The following is a 17,909-nucleotide window of genomic DNA, read 5'->3' on the forward strand; positions in this document are numbered from 1 at the left end:
GCAACAAAATCCAGGCGGTTTTACGCGGCAGCAGGCTTTGGCCCGACTTTTACTTCTGCCTTAAGGCCTCTTCCGCCAGGGCGGGAGTACCTTCGGCCATTTTGCTGCGGCATAAACCTGCCGGGGACTACCTGATTAAACGCTGTAGTACAGTTCGAACTCGACCGGGTGTGGCGTCATGCGCACGCGGTCCATTTCAGCTTTACGCAGTTCGATGTAGGCATCGATGGTGTCATCAGTGAACACACCGCCGCGCGTCAGGAACTCGCGGTCTTCGTTCAGGGCGTTCAGCGCTTCTTCCAGTGAACCCGCAACTTTTGGGATCTCAGCTTCTTCTTCCGGCGGCAGGTCGTACAGGTTTTTGTCCATCGCATCGCCAGGATGGATTTTGTTGATGATGCCGTCCAGGCCAGCCATCAGCAGGGCTGAGAAAGCCAGATAAGGGTTAGCGGCAGGATCCGGGAAGCGGGCTTCAATACGGCGCGCTTTCGGGCTGGCCACAACCGGGATACGGATTGACGCAGAGCGGTTACGGGCGGAGTAAGCCAGCATCACTGGCGCTTCATAGCCAGGGACCAGACGCTTGTAGGAGTTGGTGGTCGGGTTAGCCAGGGCGTTGATCGCTTTAGCGTGTTTGATCACACCGCCGATGTAGAACAGCGCCATTTCAGACAGGCCGCCGTATTTGTCGCCCGCGAACAGGTTATTGCCATCTTTAGAAAGAGACATATGGCAGTGCATACCGGAACCGTTATCACCAAAAATCGGTTTTGGCATAAAGGTCGCCGTTTTGCCATAGGCATGGGCGACGTTGTGCACGACATATTTGTAGATCTGAATTTCGTCCGCTTTCTTCGTCATGGTATTGAAGCGGGTCGCCACTTCGTTCTGACCTGCGGTTGCCACTTCGTGGTGGTGAGCTTCAACAACCAGCCCCATCTGTTCCATGGTCAGACACATTGCAGAACGGATGTCCTGTGAAGAGTCGACCGGTGGTACCGGGAAGTAGCCGCCTTTCAGACCTGGACGGTGACCTTTGTTGCCGCCTTCGTACTCTTTACCGGTGTTCCATGCGGCTTCGATATCGTCGATCGCAACATGAGAGCCGGAAGTGGTGGCGCCAAAGCGAACGTCATCAAACAGGAAGAATTCAGGTTCCGGTCCAAACAGCACGGTGTCAGCGATACCGGAAGAACGCAGGAAGTCTTCAGCGCGTTTCGCGATAGAGCGCGGGTCGCGGTCATAGCCCTGCATGGTGCCAGGCTCGAGAATGTCACAACGGATGATCAGGGTAGAATCTTCAAAAAACGGATCGAGGACGGCGGTCGTTGCGTCCGGCATCAGAACCATGTCTGATTCGTTAATGCCTTTCCAGCCGCCGATAGAGGAGCCGTCAAACATTTTGCCTTCTTCGAAAAAGTCAGCGTTAACCTGGTGAGCAGGAATGGTGACGTGCTGTTCTTTGCCTTTGGTATCGGTGAAGCGCAGATCAACAAACTTGACTTCATGCTCGTTCATCATCGACAGAACGTGTTCAGCGGACATACTTAACTCTCCTGGATTTTGTCATTGTCGTCGTGGTTAGAGATCTTCACGGTGTACTTTGCTTATCTGGCTTAGTCATCCGATAATAAAGATCTCTGACAAGCTATCAACCGTCGTGGAAATGGCGTTTATCGCTTAAGTGATATAAAGCGAAATCTATGCCAACTTTTTCATTTGGCCCGAAAAGCGCTATGATACGCGCTCTCGTGAAACGCGAGCTGCACCACAATGGAAGTCGCGCACCATTATGGTGCCTCCAGGTGCCCGATGGGCACTAATTTGGTGCATTTTTTCGATGGAGTGCAATTCTTGCACTGTAAATGGCTCTGAAAGCAATCCTGACAGTTATCTTTAATTGAAATTTGTGATCCTGTTCAGTCCTTCGATTAATCCGTGTACAATAGCGCGCTATTTCTAATGCCTGAGGCAAAGCTGTGATCGAAAATTTGCGTAACATCGCCATTATTGCCCACGTTGACCACGGTAAAACTACCCTGGTTGATAAATTGCTACAGCAGTCCGGTACTTTTGATGCCCGTACTGAAGCAACTGAGCGCGTAATGGACTCCAACGATTTGGAGAAAGAGCGTGGGATTACCATCCTCGCAAAAAACACCGCCATTAAATGGAACGACTACCGCATCAACATCGTGGATACCCCAGGACACGCCGACTTCGGCGGTGAGGTAGAGCGTGTGATGTCGATGGTCGACTCGGTGCTGCTGGTTGTGGATGCAACGGATGGCCCTATGCCGCAAACCCGCTTCGTGACCAAAAAAGCGTTTGCTAATGGTCTGAAGCCGATCGTGGTCATCAACAAAGTTGACCGTCCTGGCGCCCGTCCAGACTGGGTTGTGGATCAGGTGTTTGACCTGTTCGTTAACCTGGACGCGACTGACGAACAGCTCGACTTCCCGGTTATCTATGCATCCGCGCTGAACGGCATCGCCGGTCTTGATCATGCCGAAATGGCAGATGACATGACCCCGCTGTACGAAGCGATCGTGGAGCACGTTTCCCCACCGCAGGTGGAAATGGACGCGCCGTTCCAGATGCAGATTTCTCAGCTGGACTATAACAACTACGTGGGTGTTATCGGCATCGGCCGCATCAAACGCGGTAAAGTTAAGCCAAACCAGCAAGTTACTATCATTGATAGCGAAGGCAAAACCCGTAACGGTAAAGTCGGCAAAGTGCTGACCCACCTGGGTCTGGAGCGTATCGACGCGACCGAAGCGGAAGCAGGCGATATCATTGCTATCACCGGTCTGGGCGAGCTGAACATCTCCGATACAATCTGTGATCCACAGAATGTTATGGCGCTGCCAGCCCTGAGCGTTGATGAGCCTACCGTTACCATGTTCTTCAACGTCAACACCTCTCCGTTCTGCGGCAAAGAAGGTAAGTATGTGACGTCTCGTCAGATCCTTGACCGTCTGAACAAAGAGCTGGTGCACAACGTGGCGCTGCGTGTGGAAGAAACATCCGATGCTGACGCGTTCCGCGTATCAGGTCGTGGTGAACTTCACCTGTCCGTTCTGATTGAAAACATGCGTCGTGAAGGTTTCGAACTGGCCGTATCCCGTCCGAAAGTTATCTTCCGCGAATTCGAAGGCCGTAAGCAGGAGCCATTCGAAAACGTGACGCTGGATATCGAAGAGCAGCACCAGGGTTCCGTGATGCAGGCGATGGGCGAGCGTAAAGCCGACATGAAAAACATGGATCCGGATGGCAAAGGCCGCGTACGTCTCGACTACGTGATCCCTAGCCGTGGCCTGATTGGCTTCCGTAACGAATTCATGACCATGACTTCCGGTACTGGCCTGCTCTACTCTACCTTCAGCCATTATGACGATATCCGTCAGGGCGAAGTTGGCCAGCGTCAGAACGGCGTGCTGATCTCTAACGGCCAGGGTAAAGCGGTTGCTTTCGCCCTGTACAGCCTGCAGGATCGCGGTAAGCTGTTCCTGGGTCACGGTGCGGAAGTATATGAAGGCCAGATCATTGGTATTCACTCACGTTCTAACGACCTGACCGTGAACTGCCTGACCGGTAAGAAGCTGACCAACATGCGTGCTTCCGGTACTGACGAAGCGACCACCCTGGTTCCAGCCATTAAAATGACCCTGGAGCAGGCTATCGAGTTCATCGATGATGATGAACTGGTAGAAGTGACGCCGCTGTCCGTCCGTATTCGTAAACGTCACCTGACGGAAAACGATCGTAAACGCGCTAGCCGCGGTCCTAAAGAGTCGTAATCGCCTCTGCAGGATGTAAAAAACGCTCTCCGGGTTCCGGAGGGCGTTTTTTTATGCCTGATGAAAACCCTTCCTCCTGTTCAGCCTCCACATTTACCGCTAGAGTGAATAGCTCACCGGCACAAAAGGAGATGACCATGCTGTATATCTTTGATTTAGGTAACGTCATTGTCGATATTGACTTCAACCGGGTTCTCGGAGTCTGGAGCGATCTTGGCCGGGTGCCTCTGGCAACGTTACAAAGCCGCTTCCAGATGGGGGAGGAGTTTGAGCAGCACGAGCGCGGCGAAATCAGCGACGAAGCTTTTGCCGCCAGGATGTGTGAACAGCTGGATATTGCCCTCAGCTTCGAACAGTTTTCTGCTGGCTGGCAGGCGGTGTTCGTTGGCGTCAGGCCGGAAGTGCTCGCGATCATGCATAAACTGCGTGAGCGGGGCGACCGTGTGGTAATTCTCTCCAATACGAACAAACTGCACTGCGCCTGGTGGCCGACCCAGTACCCTGAAGTGGAACGCGCCGCAGACAAAATTTATCTGTCGCAGGAGATGGGGTTACGTAAGCCGGAAGCGGCGATCTTCCGTCGCGTGCTGGCGGAGGAACAGGTCGCGGCGGAGAACGCGGTTTTTCTGGATGATAATCTGGCGAACATTGAGGCTGCACGGGCATCCGGTATCCACAGCGTACACGTCACCGACGCGACGGTTGTCCCCACATTTTTCAGCGATCGTATTTAAATGCGCAGGTTTAACCGTTACCGGCATCGTCTGCGGACCCTCTGGGCCTGGCTGAAACTGCTCTGGCAGCGCATTGATGAAGATGGCATGACCATGCTGGCAGGCAATCTTGCCTACGTTTCCTTACTTTCTCTGGTCCCCCTGGTCGCCGTCGTCTTTGCCCTGTTCGCTGCTTTTCCCGCTTTTGCTGATATCAGCACCCAGCTGAAAAGCTTTATCTTCAGCAACTTTGTCCCTGCTTCCGGCAACATCATCCAGAGCTATCTGGAACAATTTATCGGTAACGTTAATAGAATGACGGCGGTGGGGGCCTGTGGGCTAGTGGTGACCGCGCTGCTGCTGATGTACGCCATTGACAGCGCGCTGAATACTATCTGGCGGAGTAAGCGAAAAAGGCCGCTGGTCTACTCCGTGGCCGTTTACTGGATGATCCTGACGCTGGGGCCATTGCTGGCCGGGGCCAGCCTGGCGCTCAGCTCTTATCTCCTGTCGCTGCGCTGGGCATCCGTGACGGGCGTCAGTGGGCTGATAGACTATGGGTTGCGCATTTTCCCCCTGCTGCTGTCATGGCTGTCGTTCTGGCTGCTCTACAGTATCGTACCAACCCGTCAGGTGCCGGGCCGTGATGCCTTGATTGGCGCGCTGGTCGCCGGTCTGCTGTTTGAGTTGGGTAAAAAGGCTTTTGCGCTCTATGTTACGATGTTCCCTTCGTATCAGTTGGTCTACGGCGTGCTGGCGGTCATCCCTCTGCTGTTTTTGTGGGTTTACTGGACCTGGTGTATCGTCTTACTGGGTGCCGAAATCGCCGCGACGCTGGGCGACTTCCGCCATCTGAAGCAGCAGGAAGAAAAATCAGAAAAAGAGGAAGTATGATTGCCTTAATTCAACGGGCGCTGAATGCCAGCGTGACGGTGGCAGGAGAAACCATCGGTGAAATCGGGCCAGGGTTGGTGATACTGCTCGGCGTGGAAAAAGGCGATGATGAGCAAAAAGCGCAGCGGCTGTGCGAGCGGGTGCTGGGCTATCGTATTTTTGGCGATGAGCAGGGCAAAATGAATCTTAACGTACAGCAGGCTGGCGGCAGCGTGCTGGTGGTGTCGCAGTTTACCCTGGCGGCGGATACGCAAAAAGGGATGCGCCCTGGCTTTTCGGGCGGTGCGGAGCCGGCAGAAGCTGAACGCCTCTATACGTATTTCATTGGCTGCTGTCGTGAGAAAGGCGTTACCACTGAAACAGGCCAGTTTGCTGCCGATATGCAGGTCGCGCTGGTGAATGATGGCCCCGTCACCTTCTGGCTCCAGGTTTGAGACTGTTGGGCGAACGGCAGGTCAGCGTAGCGGGTTCAGAAAGAGAGAAGCATTTTATGTATCATCTTCGAGTGCCTGAAACAGCGGAAGAGCTGGAGACCTACTACCAGTTCCGCTGGGAAATGCTGAGAAAGCCCCTGCATCAGCCGATGGGGTCCGAACGGGACGCCTGGGACGCGCTGGCGCATCATCAGATGGTGGTGGACGAACGCGGCGAGCCGGTGGCGGTCGGCCGCTTATACATCAATGCGGAAAATGAGGCCGCTATCCGTTTTCTGGCGGTGCATCCTTCCGTCCAGGGCAAAGGATTAGGTACGCTGGTGGCGATGACGCTGGAATCCGTTGCGCGGCAGGAAGGCGCCAAGCGCGTGGTATGCAGCGCCCGTGAGGATGCGATGACGTTCTTTGCCAAGCTGGGTTACATCAACCAGGGCGAAATTACCGTTCCGCAGACGACGCCGGTGCGCCATTTTCTGATGATTAAGCCGGTGATCACGCTTGATGACATTCTGCATCGCGGCGACTGGTGCGGACAGCTTCAGCAGGCATGGTACGACCATATTCCGCTCAGCGAAAAGATGGGCGTGCGCATTCTTCAGTATACCGGCAAAAAATTTATCACCACGATGCCCGAAAACGGTAACCAGAATCCTCACCATACCCTGTTTGCCGGGAGCCTTTTCTCGCTGGCTACGCTGACCGGCTGGGGGCTGATCTGGCTGCTGCTGCGCGAGCGTCATCTGGGTGGGACCATTATCCTGGCGGACGCGCACATTCGCTACAGCCACCCCATTAGCGGCAAGCCGGGTGCCGTGGCGGACTTAGGCTCGCTCAGCGGCGATCTCGATCGTCTGGCGCAGGGGCGCAAGGCGAGGGTACAGCTGGAAGTCGAGCTTTTTGGCAATGAGGTCTGTGGGGCGGTTTTTGAAGGGATTTATATCGTTCTGCCTGCCGACCCGGATGGCCCTCTCGAAGAGGGCGGCTCCGGGCAGTAGCGCTGTTTTAGCGCCCTTTCTTTTTACGACCCGGCTGGGTAAAGCGCTTACGGCCAGCCGGCGCGGCGCTTTTTTCACTGCTTTTCGGCCCGCTGACGGCAGGTTTCTTCGCTGCGGCGGGTTTGGCCTTCGCCTTTTGCGCTGGTTTTTCCTCGGACGAGGAGTCCTCAATCAGCCGGAATAACTCGATCAGCTCATCATCGGTCAGGTCGCGCCACTCCCCCGGCGGCAGCCCTTTCAGGCTGACGTTCATGATGCGGACACGCTCAAGCCTGGTGACTTCATAGTCAAAATGTTTGCACATGCGGCGGATCTGACGATTAAGCCCCTGCACCAGCGTAATGCGAAACGCGAACGGCGCTTCTTTCTTCACTTTGCATTTCCGGGTCACCGTTCCCAGCATGGGCACGCCTGCACCGAGGCCCTGAATAAACTCATCGGTCACCGGCTTGTTAACCGTGACGATATACTCTTTTTCGTGATCGTTTCCGGCGCGCAGGATTTTATTCACTAAATCGCCGTGGTTGGTCAGAAATATCAGTCCCTGAGAATCCTTATCGAGACGCCCCACCGGGAAGACGCGCTTGCTGTGGTTGACGAAATCCACGATGTTATCCCGCTCGCCTTCCTCCGTGGTACAGATGATGCCCACAGGTTTATGCAGCGCGATAAAGACCAAATCTTCTTCATTACGCGGCTCAATAAGCTGACCATTCACCTTCACCACATCCCCGGCAAATACCTGAGCGCCAACCCCGGCCCGTTTGCCGTTGATAAATACGTTACCCTGTTCGATGTAACGATCGGCGTCGCGACGGGAGCAGATACCGCTCTCGCCAATATATTTGTTCAGTCGAATGGATGAGTTGGTCAGCATAGTTCCTCCGTAAAAAAGCGGACTATACCCTAACTGCGGGACATTGCGAATATAAGGGGATCACATTGCATCCTGTAGGCAATCCCCTTCACGGGTGGTATTTCAGGGCGCGGGAACCAGCTGACCTGCCTGTAGCCTTTGCTCAAGGGACTTTTCGTCAGAGGAGACCGACAATATGCCGTTCACCGTCGGTTTCATCGCCGTCTCTGCCGCCAGGCTTCCGGTTATTTTTAACCGCAGCTCTCCTTTGTCGCTCAGTGGCACCTCCGGCCAGCCCCAATTCTGCAACAGATTAACCGGAACTTCATGGCCCTGTAGCGTCAGCGACAGCGCCCGCTGGGGCTGCTGGGAAACCGTTGCCAGACTCTCCACCATACCCGCCTGGATAAACGCACTCATTTCCGTCACGTTAATCATATTATCGTCGGCGGTGAGTGCAACAGATGGATGCCGCATATCGACGCGGTTAAATGTGGCTTCGGCCGCGTTAAAGCGGAGGTTGCCTGACCAGATCCCCCACTGCCGCTGGCGTGCAAGCAGCAGGTTTTTGCCGCTGCCGTCCAGGGCGGTCATCTGGAAGGGAAATACCGGATTGATATCGATGATCAGGTTACGGTTCGCTTCAAACCTGGTGATTTCCACGGCGGAAAGCCATTCGGGAAGCTGCTTCATCCAGCGCTCGCGCCAGTTGAGCGGCAGCGTATATTCGATCCCGGCAATCGCCAGCTCGTCCAGGGTCAGTTTCTTGTCGCTGCGGTTCCATTTTCCGGAGGTACGGATCAGGCCGTTGACCCAGCGTGAACTGAACTGGGTGAGCGATACGCCTTCAGGCGAGAACGTCATATTCAGGATTGGATCGTTCAGTTGCAGGCTACCGTTCACGAAGGATCGGGCATTCATCGACAGTGAACCCTCATCGCTTTCCCATTCGCCGTTGCGCAGCGTCAGATCTTTCAGCGCCAGATTAAGATCGGTGACGGCCCAGTCTGCGCCTTCCAGCCGCGCCCCGGTGACATCAATACGGTCGAAGTGGACGGGGGGAAGACGCCGCAGCGGCGAGAAAAAACCGGACAGGGAATCTGAGGTTTGCAGGCGAATGCTGTTGAGACGCAGATTCGCCACCTGCCAGGCGCCCCGGGCATCACGCTGCGCGCTGGCGGTGATCGAGCCCAGCGCCACATCGGCCCCGACGTTACTCATTACCAGCTGCTGTTTGCTGATGCGTCCCTGCAAGAACACGTTTCTGGCCGGGATACCGTTCAGTTCCAGCGAGTCCGCGCTCATCTGAAAGCTGGCATCCGTTCCGATAACGTCTCCCGCAACGGGCTGCCAGGGAACGATGCCCCCGTTAACCTGCTGCGCGACCAGGGGCAATTCGCCCTGAGGGCGGTTAACCGACATCTTAATCAGCTGGAGCCTGTCCGCCGCGAAGGGAAGGGGAACGCCGTTATCAGTGACCCTGAGCGTACCTTCTTCCAGCTGAATAGCGGCAAAATGGTGGGGCTTAGTAAACTGGGCGCTGCTCAGCGTCAGCGTCACGTGACGGGCAGCCAGCAGCGCCGGGGCAGCTTTGCGGCCAAACGAAACGTCGTTGAGGATGAGTTGAGCAGGATCGGAAAAGTTGTGCTCCAGCTTGCTGAAGGCCAGCTGATAGCTTGTGTGCTGCGTGACGGCACGGCTTACCCATCCTGCGCCCCACTGAGTTTGCAGCAGCACATAAAGCGTGACCACGATAAGCAGTAACACCAGCAGCAGCGTAAGCAGAATTTTTCCAAGTAATTTCATTGCACCCTTTCCCGTGAGCATCCATTCATGAGCGAGTTATGCCTCATTTAAAACTGAAGCTCAACCGTCGATGATGACGGGCGGTTCACAGACCGCCCGTCGCAGGCACCCAGAATGACACAGGAGGGGCTTATTTTTCCTGTGGAAAGATAAGATTCAGAATGATGGCGGTAATTCCGCCGGCGGCAATGCCGGATGAGAACAGCGTTTTCAGCCATTCAGGCGCGAACTGCAGGATCAGCGGCTGTTGAGAAACGCCTAATCCGACCGCCAGCGAGATCGCCATAATCATAATCGCCCGCCGGTTCAGCGGCTCGCGCGAAACGATACGCACGCCGGAAGCGGCGATGGTGCCAAACATCACTAACGTTGCGCCGCCCAGTACGGGTTCAGGAATATGCTGCACAAATCCGCTGACTGCCGGAAAGAGGCCCAGCACGATCAGCATCAGCGCCACGACAAAACCGACGTAACGGCTGGCGACGCCGGTCAGCTGGATCACGCCATTATTCTGACCAAAGCAGGAGTTAGGGAAGGTGTTAAACAGCGCTGAAACAAACGAATTCAGGCCATTCGCCAGCACGCCGCCTTTCAGACGCTTCATATAGAGCGGGCCGCTGACCGGTTGTTCGGAAACGTCAGAGGTAGCGGTGATATCCCCGATGGTTTCCAGGGAGGTCACCATAAAGACCAGCATCAGCGGAATCAAAAGATTCCAGTCAATACTCAGTCCGTAATAGAACGGAACAGGGACCGTAATCAGCGACTCGTTTACCGCGGCCTGGCTCGCCGGCAGCATATCCAGCGCCCAGGCCAGCAGATAGCCGACGGCCATGGCAATCACCAGCGAGGCGACGCGAAGGTAAGGGTTGCGCTGACGGTTGAGCAGAATAATCACCAACAGCACGGCGCCTGCCAGCAGAAGGTTTTTCGGCGCGCCGAAAGTGTGATCGTTCATGGCCGCGAAACCGCCGCCAATTGAGGTTAGTCCGACCTGAATAAGCGACAGGCCGATGATCATCACCACAATGCCAGAAACCAGCGGCGTGATGATGCGGCGGGCCAGATGCAGCACGCGTGAAAGCAGCATCTCCGTACAGGACGCCAGCATCAGCGTACCGAACAGGGCCGCCATCATTGTTGGCACGTCCGCGCCGCCGTTTTTCAGCGCGAGGCCGCCCATAATCAGCGGGGAGACAAAGTTAAAACTGGTGCCCTGAATCGACAACAGGCCCGAGCCCACCGGCCCCCAGGTTTTGATTTGCAGAATCGACGCCACGCCGGAGGCGAACAGCGACATGCTGATAATATGCTGTGTATCCTGGGCGGGCAGCCCCAGCGCCTGACAGATAAGCAGCGCTGGCGTAATGACCGCCACAAACATCGCCAGCAGATGCTGGCAGGCGGCAAACAGCGTCTGCGGCAGCGGCGGGCGATCTTCGAGACGGTAGATAAGCTCACTGTTGGTGACAGAAGCAGGGCTACGGGCGGCTTCAGCATCGGAGGTATTAACGGACATTCTCACGGTTCCCTGGCGAACAAAGTGGCGATTTTAATCTTCTGTCAGCCAAAAGCAATCGTTTGCAGTCAGACAGCGTGCCTGAATGACCTCTGATGTTCAGCGCAGGGAAAGGGAAGCGGCTACAATCGGCTGAACAGTCTCATGGATTAATAGATAACGAATGTGAGGTAGAAATGAGCCGGGTATTTCTTATAGGTGCAACGGGTGGCGTAGGGCGACAGCTCAGGAAGCGCCTGGTTAATGCGGGTCATCACGTTACCGGACTGCATCGTCAGGATTCACAGGCGGATGAGTTAGTGGCGGATGGAGTGACCCCCGTTAATGGCGATTTGCTGAACACCAGCAGTGAAAGGCTGGCCGAAACAATGCGCGGATGCGATATCGTGGTCTTCTCCGCCGGGGCCGGCGGCGCTGGCGTCGATCTGACAGATGGTATTGACGGACGGGGCGCGCGTTTTGCCACTGAAGCCGCCATGCTGGCAGGCATCAGCCGGTTTCTTCTTGTCTCTGCCTTTCCGGAGGCCGGACGCGGTAAGACGGTGTCACCCACGTTTGAGCACTATATGCGGGTCAAAAAACAGGCTGACGTTATGCTGGCGGCAACGCCGCTGGAGTGGGTCATCCTGCGGCCGGGCACCCTGGTCAATGAGCCGGGGAACGGAAAAGTACGGATGGGGCTGGCTATTCCTTACGGAACCGTGCCCCGCGAAGACGTAGCGGCGGTACTGCATAGCCTTATTGAACAGCCCCAGGTGAAACGGGTCATTATCGAACTGACCTCTGGAGAGCAGGCGATTGGGGATGCCGTGGGCAGCATGGCCGCTTTTAGCGGGCAGTAACCTCAGGCATTGGTATAGCGCTCCGTTTCCGGCAGCCAGCGCTCGATCAGTGCCTGAGCCTGTTCCGGATAATGCTGGTGGATGTGCCGGGCGACCCGCTGTACTTCAGGGATCATGGCCTGATCGCGCAGCAGATCGGCAACCTTAAACTCGGCGTTGCCGGTTTGCCGGGTGCCAAGCAGCTCGCCAGGACCGCGAATTTCCAGGTCGCACTGGGCGATCACGAAGCCATCGGTGCTGTCCCGCAGCACCTGAAGCCGTTTCTGGGCGGTTTTACTCAGTGGTGCCTTATAGAGCAGCACGCAGTGTGAGGCGACGGAGCCGCGGCCTACCCGGCCACGCAGCTGGTGAAGCTGCGCCAGCCCAAGGCGTTCCGGATTCTCAATAATCATCAGGCTGGCGTTGGGGACGTCCACTCCCACTTCAATGACCGTGGTGGCCACAAGCAGGTGAATGTCGCCCTGTTTGAACGCCTGCATCACCGCCTGCTTCTCAGCAGGTTTCATGCGGCCATGTACCAGGCCAACCGTCAACTCAGGCAGCGCCAGCTTCAGCTCTTCCCATGAGGCTTCTGCGGCCTGTGCCTCAAGCTGTTCGGATTCTTCAATCAGCGTACACACCCAGTAGGCCTGACGGCCTTCGCCGCTGCAGGCATTCTTAACGCGTTCAATAATGTCCGCCCGGCGCGTATCAGGGATGGCGACGGTGGTTACCGGCGTTCTGCCCGGCGGCAGCTCGTCGATGGTCGAGGTATCCAGATCGGCGTAGGCCGTCATTGCGAGCGTGCGGGGGATCGGCGTGGCCGTCATGATCAGCTGATGGGGATGAAATCCCTGCTCCTCTCCCTTTTCCCACAAAGCCAGACGCTGGTGGACGCCGAAACGGTGCTGCTCGTCGATAATGACCAGCGCCAGCCCGTTAAACTGCACCTGCTCCTGAAAAATGGCGTGGGTGCCCACGATCATCGAAACCTGCCCGGCAGCAATCGCCTCCTGCTGTGCCTGGCGCGCTTTCCCTTTCTGTTTACCGGCCAGCCAGCCCACTTCAATACCCAGAGGCGCAAACCACTGACGGAAATTACTGGCATGCTGTTCGGCGAGCAGCTCGGTCGGTGCCATCAGGGCGACCTGTTTGCCATACGCGATCACATTTAGCGCCGTCAGCGCGGCAACCAGCGTTTTCCCCGATCCCACATCGCCCTGAACCAGCCGCATCATAGGATAGTCGTGCGTCAGATCCTGCTCAATTTCACGCACCACACGGCTTTGGGCGGCGGTAGGGCTGAACGGTAATGTAGCGAGCAGCTTATTGCTCAGATCGTGTCGTGCGGGCATCGGCAGCGCGTGATATCGCTGTGCACCCGCGCGAACCGCCAGCATGCTGAGGTTATGTGCCAGCAGTTCTTCCATAATCAGCCGGCGCTGGGCCGGATGCTTCCCGCTATCCAGATCGGCCAGCGCCATATCCGGCGGCGGACGATGAAGCGTACGCAGCGCTTCGGGAAGGCTGATCATCCCCTGGCTCAGCTCAGGCGGCAGCAGCTCCGCAATCGGGCAGGTTTCCAGCAGCGTAAGCGCCTGGTCGGTGAGATTGCGCAGGGTCGCCTGACGGATGCCTTCGGTGGTGGAATAGACCGGCGTCAGGGTTTCCTGAAGCTCCACCACGCTGTTATCTCCCTGAACGCGGTATTCAGGATGGATGATTTCTGCGCCGCGCTGGCCCCGCTTGATCTCGCCATAGGCGGTGACGCGGCGGCCGGGCGCCAGGCTGTTTTTCATGCCCGCATTGAAGTTGAAAAAGCGGAGGGTAAGGATACCGGTGCCGTCGCTGATCTGGCAGGTCAGCATACGGCGGCGGCCAAAGGTAATATCGCTGTGCAGCACTTCGCCTTCCACCGTGGCGTAGATATCAGGCAGAAGATCGTTAATGGCGTACAGCTGAGTGCGGTCTTCGTAACGAAGCGGGAGATGTAACAGCAGATCCTGCACGGTGCCCAGACCCAGCTTTGCCAGCTTGCCCGCCTGGCTTGCGCCAACGCCGGAAAGCGAGTTCAGCGGAACGGCATCCAGCAGGCGGCCCTTCATTTTTTCCGCACCGAAGCTTGCATGGTTGCCCACCAGTCAGGATCGGCGACCACTTCGCCGCGGTCGTTAATTTCCGGGTAGGGCAGGCCTTTATGTTTCGCCACTCTCGCCAGTACCGGATAGCCCCCTTCGAAAAGCAGGCGTTGCTGTTCGCTGTAGGGAAGCGAACTGCTTTTATGCTGATACATACCGGCGTTCTGACGCTGACGCTGGGCTTCATAGAGGATCAGCGCAGAGGCGACAGAAACGTTCAGTGACTGCACCATGCCCACCATCGGGATAATGATGTCCCGATCGGCCAGCGCAAGGGCTTCCTGGGTGATGCCGGTTTTTTCCTGACCCATCAAAATACAGGTCGGACGGGTGTAGTCAATTTCGCGGAAATCGACAGCGGTATCGGAAAGGTGGGTAGCCAGGATTTGCATATCCTGGCTTTTAAGATGGCTGACCGCATCGACGATGGTGCGGTGCGTTTTCACCTGTACCCAGCTGTTGCTGCCGGCGGCGGAAGAAACCATGGTACGCATCCGGCTGCCGGGCCAGACGGCATGAACCTCATGGACGCCAACGGCATCCGCCGTGCGGATCACGGCGGAGACGTTGTGCGGCTTATGGACCTGCTCCATGCAGACGGTCAGATCGTGCTGACGGGCGGCCAACATTTCACAGATGCGGGCATAGCGTTGGGCATTCATACGTCAGTTTCGGTTACGGTGAACTTTAATCACATCCGGCATTACGCGGATTTTACGCATAATATTGGCCAGATGAACACGGTCACGGGCCGTCAGACGGATAAAGGCACTGTAAACACGCCCATCTTTTTCTTCCGTATTCAGGCTCTGGATATTGGATTTGGCGGTGTTAATCGCCGCCGTCAGGTTAGCCAGTGCCCCCTGATGGTTGAACATATCCACCTTAATTTCCGCCACGAACTCCTGCTCGGAGGTCACTTTATCCCATTCGACGGCCATAAATTTCTCAGGCTCTTTCTGGTAGCCGCGGATATTACGACAGGATTCATGGTGTACCACCAGTCCCTTGCCGGGGCTGACGTGCGCCACAATGGGATCGCCCGGAATCGGACGGCAGCACTTGGCGAACGTGATCAGCACGCCGTCTGCTCCTTTGATCGGCAGCTTGCTGCGCGACGCGGAAGGCGACGAGATGGCGGCAGGCGTTGACTGTTCGCTCTGCTGAAGGTTTTTCGCGACCACCACGCTCATGGCGTTGCCAAGGCCGATTTCCGCCAGCAGATCGTCCAGCGTGGCCAGCTTCATCCGCTCCAGCTCACGCTGAAGGTTTTCCGGCGGAATTTCGGCCAGTTTGCGGCTGCCGCCCAGCGTGTGGTTAAGCAGGCGACGACCAAGGCTGACGGAGTCATCCCGCTTCAGGTTCTTCAGCAGCTGACGAATTTTCGCCCGCGCCTTGGAACTGACGACAAAGTTGAGCCATGCCGCATTCGGACGCGCGCCCGGTGCCGTAATGATCTCAACCGTCTGTCCGCTGGTTAGCGGCTGCGACAGCGGATAGGGCTGGCGATCGACGCGTGCGCCGACGCAGGCATGGCCGATGTCGGTATGTACCGCATAGGCAAAATCGACCGGCGTGGCGCCCGCAGGCAGCTCAACGATACGGCCTTCCGGGGTGAAAACGTAAATTTCGTCCGGGAAGAGATCGGACTTCACGCTTTCAATGAATTCAAAGGAGCTTCCGGCGCTCTGCTGCAGCTCAAGCAGGCTTTGCAGCCAGCGCTGAGCGCGGATCTGCGCCGTTGTGCCGGTCTCACCCTGTTCCTTATAGGCCCAGTGCGCTGCAACCCCCATTTCCGCCATCTGATCCATATCTTCGGTACGGATCTGGACTTCGACCGGCACGCCGTGCGGGCCTATCATCGAAGTATGCAGGGACTGATAGCCGTTCGCCTTGGGGATGGCGATATAATCTTTTACCCGGCCAGGACGAGGCTTATAGAGGCTGTGCATCTGACCCAGCACGCGGTAGCAGGTATCAACATCACGCACAATGACCCGGAAAGCATAGATATCCATGATCGAATGGAAGCGCTGCTCTTTCAGGTGCATCTTGCAGTAGATGGAGTAGAGGTGCTTTTCCCTGCCGCTGACGCGACAGGCGATATCGGCTTCCTGCAAACGCCCGTCAATTTCAGAAAGGATCTTCTGAATCATCTCTTTACGGTTGCCGCGGGCGGCTTTCACCACTTCTTTAATGACACGGTAACGGTTAGGGTAGAGCGCCTCGAAACCGAGCTCTTCCAGTTCAGTTTTAAGGTGGTGAATACCCAGACGATGCGCCAGAGGACTGTAGATCTCCAGCGTTTCCAGCGCGATGCGGCGACGTTTATCCGGACGAAGCGAACCGAGCGTGCGCATGTTGTGCGTCCTGTCGGCCAGCTTAATCAGGATCACGCGAATATCCTGCACCATCGCCATGATCATTTTGCGGAAGTTTTCCGCCTGGGCTTCTTTTTTATCGCGGAATTTCAGCTTATCAAGCTTGGAGACACCCTCCACCAGTTCAGCAACGCTTTTACCAAACAGCTGCTCCATATCCTGATAGGTGGCGGGGGTGTCTTCGATAACGTCATGCAGAAGCGCGGCCATGAGAGTTTCATAGTCGAGCTTCATTTCAGCCAGGATACAGGTGACGGCGACCGGATGGGTGATATAAGGCTCACCGCTGGAGCGCGTCTGTCCCTCGTGGGCATCACGTGCAACGAGATACGCTTGCTTGAGGCGCTTAATCTGGTCCTCAGGCAAGTATTTTTCAATCAGCTGATTGAGACTTTCGAACAGATACAAGGGCGAGCCTACCGGCGGGTGATTAACGACGACCTTCAGCGATAGCGGTCACGGCCTGGAGTTCAGCGGCTTCCTGCTCCTGCTGTTCCTGGCGATCGCGCACGTCCAGAATTTTATTAGTGATCAAACCTTCTTCGATCTCGCGCAGGGCGATAACGGTAGATTTATCGTTTTCTTCCGGAACCAGCGGATCTTTACCGCCTACCTGCATCTGACGCGCACGACGTGCTGCGACCAGAACGAGGTCAAAACGGTTACCAATTTTTTCTACTGCGTCCTGTACGGTTACGCGTGCCATAATTGTGATACTCCACGGGAGAAGAAATGACTGGGCATCATACTGAGTTGTCCTCAGTCTGCCAATAGTTTGCTGATTAATGCATCGTGCCGGGCTTTTTGACGACCCATGCGCAGCCGCTCAGCGCGAATGATGGTTTTCAGATCGGACAGCGCCAGATCGAAATCATCATTCACAATAAGGTAATCGTACTCGGCATAGTGGCTCATTTCCGCAACGGCCTGCGCCATGCGGCGGGCGATAACCTCTTCGCTATCCTGCCCACGACCTCTGAGACGACGATCGAGCTCTTCCCTTGACGGCGGCAGCACAAAAATGGTGCGCGCCTGCGGCATTTTATCCCGGATCTGCTGGGCGCCCTGCCAGTCAATATCCAGAAAAACATCAACGCCGGTAGAAAGCACCTGCTCAATTGCCTTGCGGGAAGTGCCGTAATAGTTGCCAAATACTTCCGCATGTTCCAGGAAAGCCTCTTCCTTAATCATGCCGCGGAATTCGTCATGCTTGACGAAGAAGTAGTGTTCGCCGTGCTGCTCGCCGGGACGCATATCCCTTGTGGTATGGGAAACCGAAACCTGCGTATCGTACAGCGGCTGCGTTTTCAGCAGCGCCGTAATCAGGCTGGATTTACCCGCGCCGCTGGGAGCAGAAACAATAAAAAGTGTGCCTTGAGCCATGATAATTCTTGATATGCCAATAAAGCGGAGTCTGATTCTTGCACAGTATACACGGGTAAGGCTCATCATGCAGCGTTTCAGGCATATGGCGACACGATTTCTCATTAACTGGCATGCTTCTTCCGCTATTTATGTCCTGTTGCAGCGCTGTCAGCTTCTTTTCTCG

At 56.1% G+C, this 17,909-nt stretch carries 15 protein-coding genes; 6 read left to right on the plus strand and 9 right to left on the minus strand.

Going from position 1 to position 17,909, the window contains the following annotated elements; all coding sequences use genetic code 11:
• Positions 1-135: 135 nt before the first annotated feature.
• Positions 136-1,545: a glutamate--ammonia ligase gene (gene glnA / locus AAH446_RS17850; RefSeq protein WP_342908022.1), complete on the minus strand. Its 1,410-nt coding sequence runs from the start codon at positions 1,543-1,545 to the stop codon at positions 136-138.
• A 434-nt stretch (positions 1,546-1,979) separates the two neighbouring features.
• On the opposite strand from glnA, the gene typA reads away from it, so the two are divergent.
• From typA to fabY, 5 genes are all read left to right on the plus strand, one after another.
• Positions 1,980-3,803, plus strand: coding sequence for a ribosome-dependent GTPase TypA (gene typA, locus AAH446_RS17855; protein WP_342908023.1), 1,824 nt, complete (start codon positions 1,980-1,982; stop codon positions 3,801-3,803).
• Between the two features lie 137 nt (positions 3,804-3,940).
• The gene (yihX, locus tag AAH446_RS17860) at positions 3,941-4,537 is read left to right on the plus strand and encodes a glucose-1-phosphatase (protein WP_342908024.1); all 597 of its coding nucleotides are present in this window, start codon (positions 3,941-3,943) and stop codon (positions 4,535-4,537) included.
• The gene (locus tag AAH446_RS17865) at positions 4,538-5,410 is read left to right on the plus strand and encodes a virulence factor BrkB family protein (protein WP_342908025.1); all 873 of its coding nucleotides are present in this window, start codon (positions 4,538-4,540) and stop codon (positions 5,408-5,410) included.
• Complete coding sequence (dtd, locus tag AAH446_RS17870) at positions 5,407-5,844, plus strand: D-aminoacyl-tRNA deacylase (protein ID WP_342908026.1); 438 nt, start codon at positions 5,407-5,409, stop codon at positions 5,842-5,844. Before AAH446_RS17865 ends, dtd begins: the two co-directional genes overlap by 4 nt.
• A 56-nt stretch (positions 5,845-5,900) precedes the next feature.
• A complete protein-coding gene (gene fabY / locus AAH446_RS17875) occupies positions 5,901-6,839 on the plus strand; it encodes a fatty acid biosynthesis protein FabY (protein WP_342908027.1) in 939 nt (312 codons plus the stop codon).
• A gap of 7 nt (positions 6,840-6,846) precedes the next feature.
• Here fabY and rluF read toward each other — a convergent pair whose 3' ends face one another.
• The 3 genes from rluF to AAH446_RS17890 all read right to left on the minus strand — a co-directional run bounded on the left by rluF (position 6,847) and on the right by AAH446_RS17890 (position 11,020).
• A complete protein-coding gene (gene rluF / locus AAH446_RS17880) occupies positions 6,847-7,716 on the minus strand; it encodes a 23S rRNA pseudouridine(2604) synthase RluF (protein ID WP_342908028.1) in 870 nt (289 codons plus the stop codon).
• Between the two features lie 102 nt (positions 7,717-7,818).
• Positions 7,819-9,501, minus strand: a complete 1,683-nt coding sequence (locus AAH446_RS17885; protein WP_342908029.1) for an AsmA family protein — start codon at positions 9,499-9,501, stop codon at positions 7,819-7,821.
• Between the two features lie 130 nt (positions 9,502-9,631).
• Complete coding sequence (locus AAH446_RS17890) at positions 9,632-11,020, minus strand: nucleobase:cation symporter-2 family protein (protein ID WP_342908030.1); 1,389 nt, start codon at positions 11,018-11,020, stop codon at positions 9,632-9,634.
• A gap of 176 nt (positions 11,021-11,196) precedes the next feature.
• Between AAH446_RS17890 and AAH446_RS17895 the strand changes: the two genes are divergently transcribed.
• On the plus strand, positions 11,197-11,862 hold the full coding sequence (locus AAH446_RS17895; RefSeq protein WP_342908031.1) for an SDR family oxidoreductase: 666 nt from the start codon (positions 11,197-11,199) through the stop codon (positions 11,860-11,862).
• A gap of 2 nt (positions 11,863-11,864) precedes the next feature.
• Here AAH446_RS17895 and recG read toward each other — a convergent pair whose 3' ends face one another.
• From recG to gmk, 5 genes are read right to left on the minus strand one after another with little or no spacing between them, the layout of a single operon-like run.
• The gene (gene recG, locus AAH446_RS17900; protein WP_342908032.1) at positions 11,865-13,946 is read right to left on the minus strand and encodes an ATP-dependent DNA helicase RecG; all 2,082 of its coding nucleotides are present in this window, start codon (positions 13,944-13,946) and stop codon (positions 11,865-11,867) included.
• Positions 13,943-14,641 carry a tRNA (guanosine(18)-2'-O)-methyltransferase TrmH gene (gene trmH / locus AAH446_RS17905; RefSeq protein WP_342908033.1) on the minus strand — a complete coding sequence of 233 codons (699 nt, stop codon included), beginning with the start codon at positions 14,639-14,641 and terminating at the stop codon, positions 13,943-13,945. The genes recG and trmH overlap by 4 nt, the downstream gene beginning before the upstream one ends.
• Before the next feature lie 3 nt (positions 14,642-14,644).
• On the minus strand, positions 14,645-16,768 hold the full coding sequence (spoT, locus tag AAH446_RS17910; protein ID WP_342908034.1) for a bifunctional GTP diphosphokinase/guanosine-3',5'-bis pyrophosphate 3'-pyrophosphohydrolase: 2,124 nt from the start codon (positions 16,766-16,768) through the stop codon (positions 14,645-14,647).
• Positions 16,769-16,790: 22 nt separating this feature from the next.
• Positions 16,791-17,066, minus strand: a complete 276-nt coding sequence (rpoZ, locus tag AAH446_RS17915) for a DNA-directed RNA polymerase subunit omega (RefSeq protein WP_342908035.1) — start codon at positions 17,064-17,066, stop codon at positions 16,791-16,793.
• A gap of 53 nt (positions 17,067-17,119) precedes the next feature.
• The gene (gmk, locus tag AAH446_RS17920) at positions 17,120-17,743 is read right to left on the minus strand and encodes a guanylate kinase (protein WP_342908036.1); all 624 of its coding nucleotides are present in this window, start codon (positions 17,741-17,743) and stop codon (positions 17,120-17,122) included.
• Between the last annotated feature and the right edge of the window lie 166 nt (positions 17,744-17,909).

The sequence above is a fragment of the Erwinia psychrophila genome, assembly GCF_039023475.1.
Taxonomy (GTDB): Bacteria; Pseudomonadota; Gammaproteobacteria; order Enterobacterales; family Enterobacteriaceae; genus Erwinia.

Coding starts and splice junctions, on each gene's coding strand:
- glnA (WP_342908022.1), bottom strand. CDS start 1,545: ATGTCCGCTGAACACGTTCTGTCGATGATGAACGAGCATGAAGTCAAG.
- yihX (WP_342908024.1), top strand. CDS start 3,941: ATGCTGTATATCTTTGATTTAGGTAACGTCATTGTCGATATTGACTTC.
- AAH446_RS17865 (WP_342908025.1), top strand. CDS start 4,538: ATGCGCAGGTTTAACCGTTACCGGCATCGTCTGCGGACCCTCTGGGCC.
- dtd (WP_342908026.1), top strand. CDS start 5,407: ATGATTGCCTTAATTCAACGGGCGCTGAATGCCAGCGTGACGGTGGCA.
- fabY (WP_342908027.1), top strand. CDS start 5,901: ATGTATCATCTTCGAGTGCCTGAAACAGCGGAAGAGCTGGAGACCTAC.
- rluF (WP_342908028.1), bottom strand. CDS start 7,716: ATGCTGACCAACTCATCCATTCGACTGAACAAATATATTGGCGAGAGC.
- AAH446_RS17885 (WP_342908029.1), bottom strand. CDS start 9,501: ATGAAATTACTTGGAAAAATTCTGCTTACGCTGCTGCTGGTGTTACTG.
- AAH446_RS17890 (WP_342908030.1), bottom strand. CDS start 11,020: ATGTCCGTTAATACCTCCGATGCTGAAGCCGCCCGTAGCCCTGCTTCT.
- AAH446_RS17895 (WP_342908031.1), top strand. CDS start 11,197: ATGAGCCGGGTATTTCTTATAGGTGCAACGGGTGGCGTAGGGCGACAG.
- recG (WP_342908032.1), bottom strand. CDS start 13,946: ATGAAGGGCCGCCTGCTGGATGCCGTTCCGCTGAACTCGCTTTCCGGC.
- trmH (WP_342908033.1), bottom strand. CDS start 14,641: ATGAATGCCCAACGCTATGCCCGCATCTGTGAAATGTTGGCCGCCCGT.
- rpoZ (WP_342908035.1), bottom strand. CDS start 17,066: ATGGCACGCGTAACCGTACAGGACGCAGTAGAAAAAATTGGTAACCGT.
- gmk (WP_342908036.1), bottom strand. CDS start 17,743: ATGGCTCAAGGCACACTTTTTATTGTTTCTGCTCCCAGCGGCGCGGGT.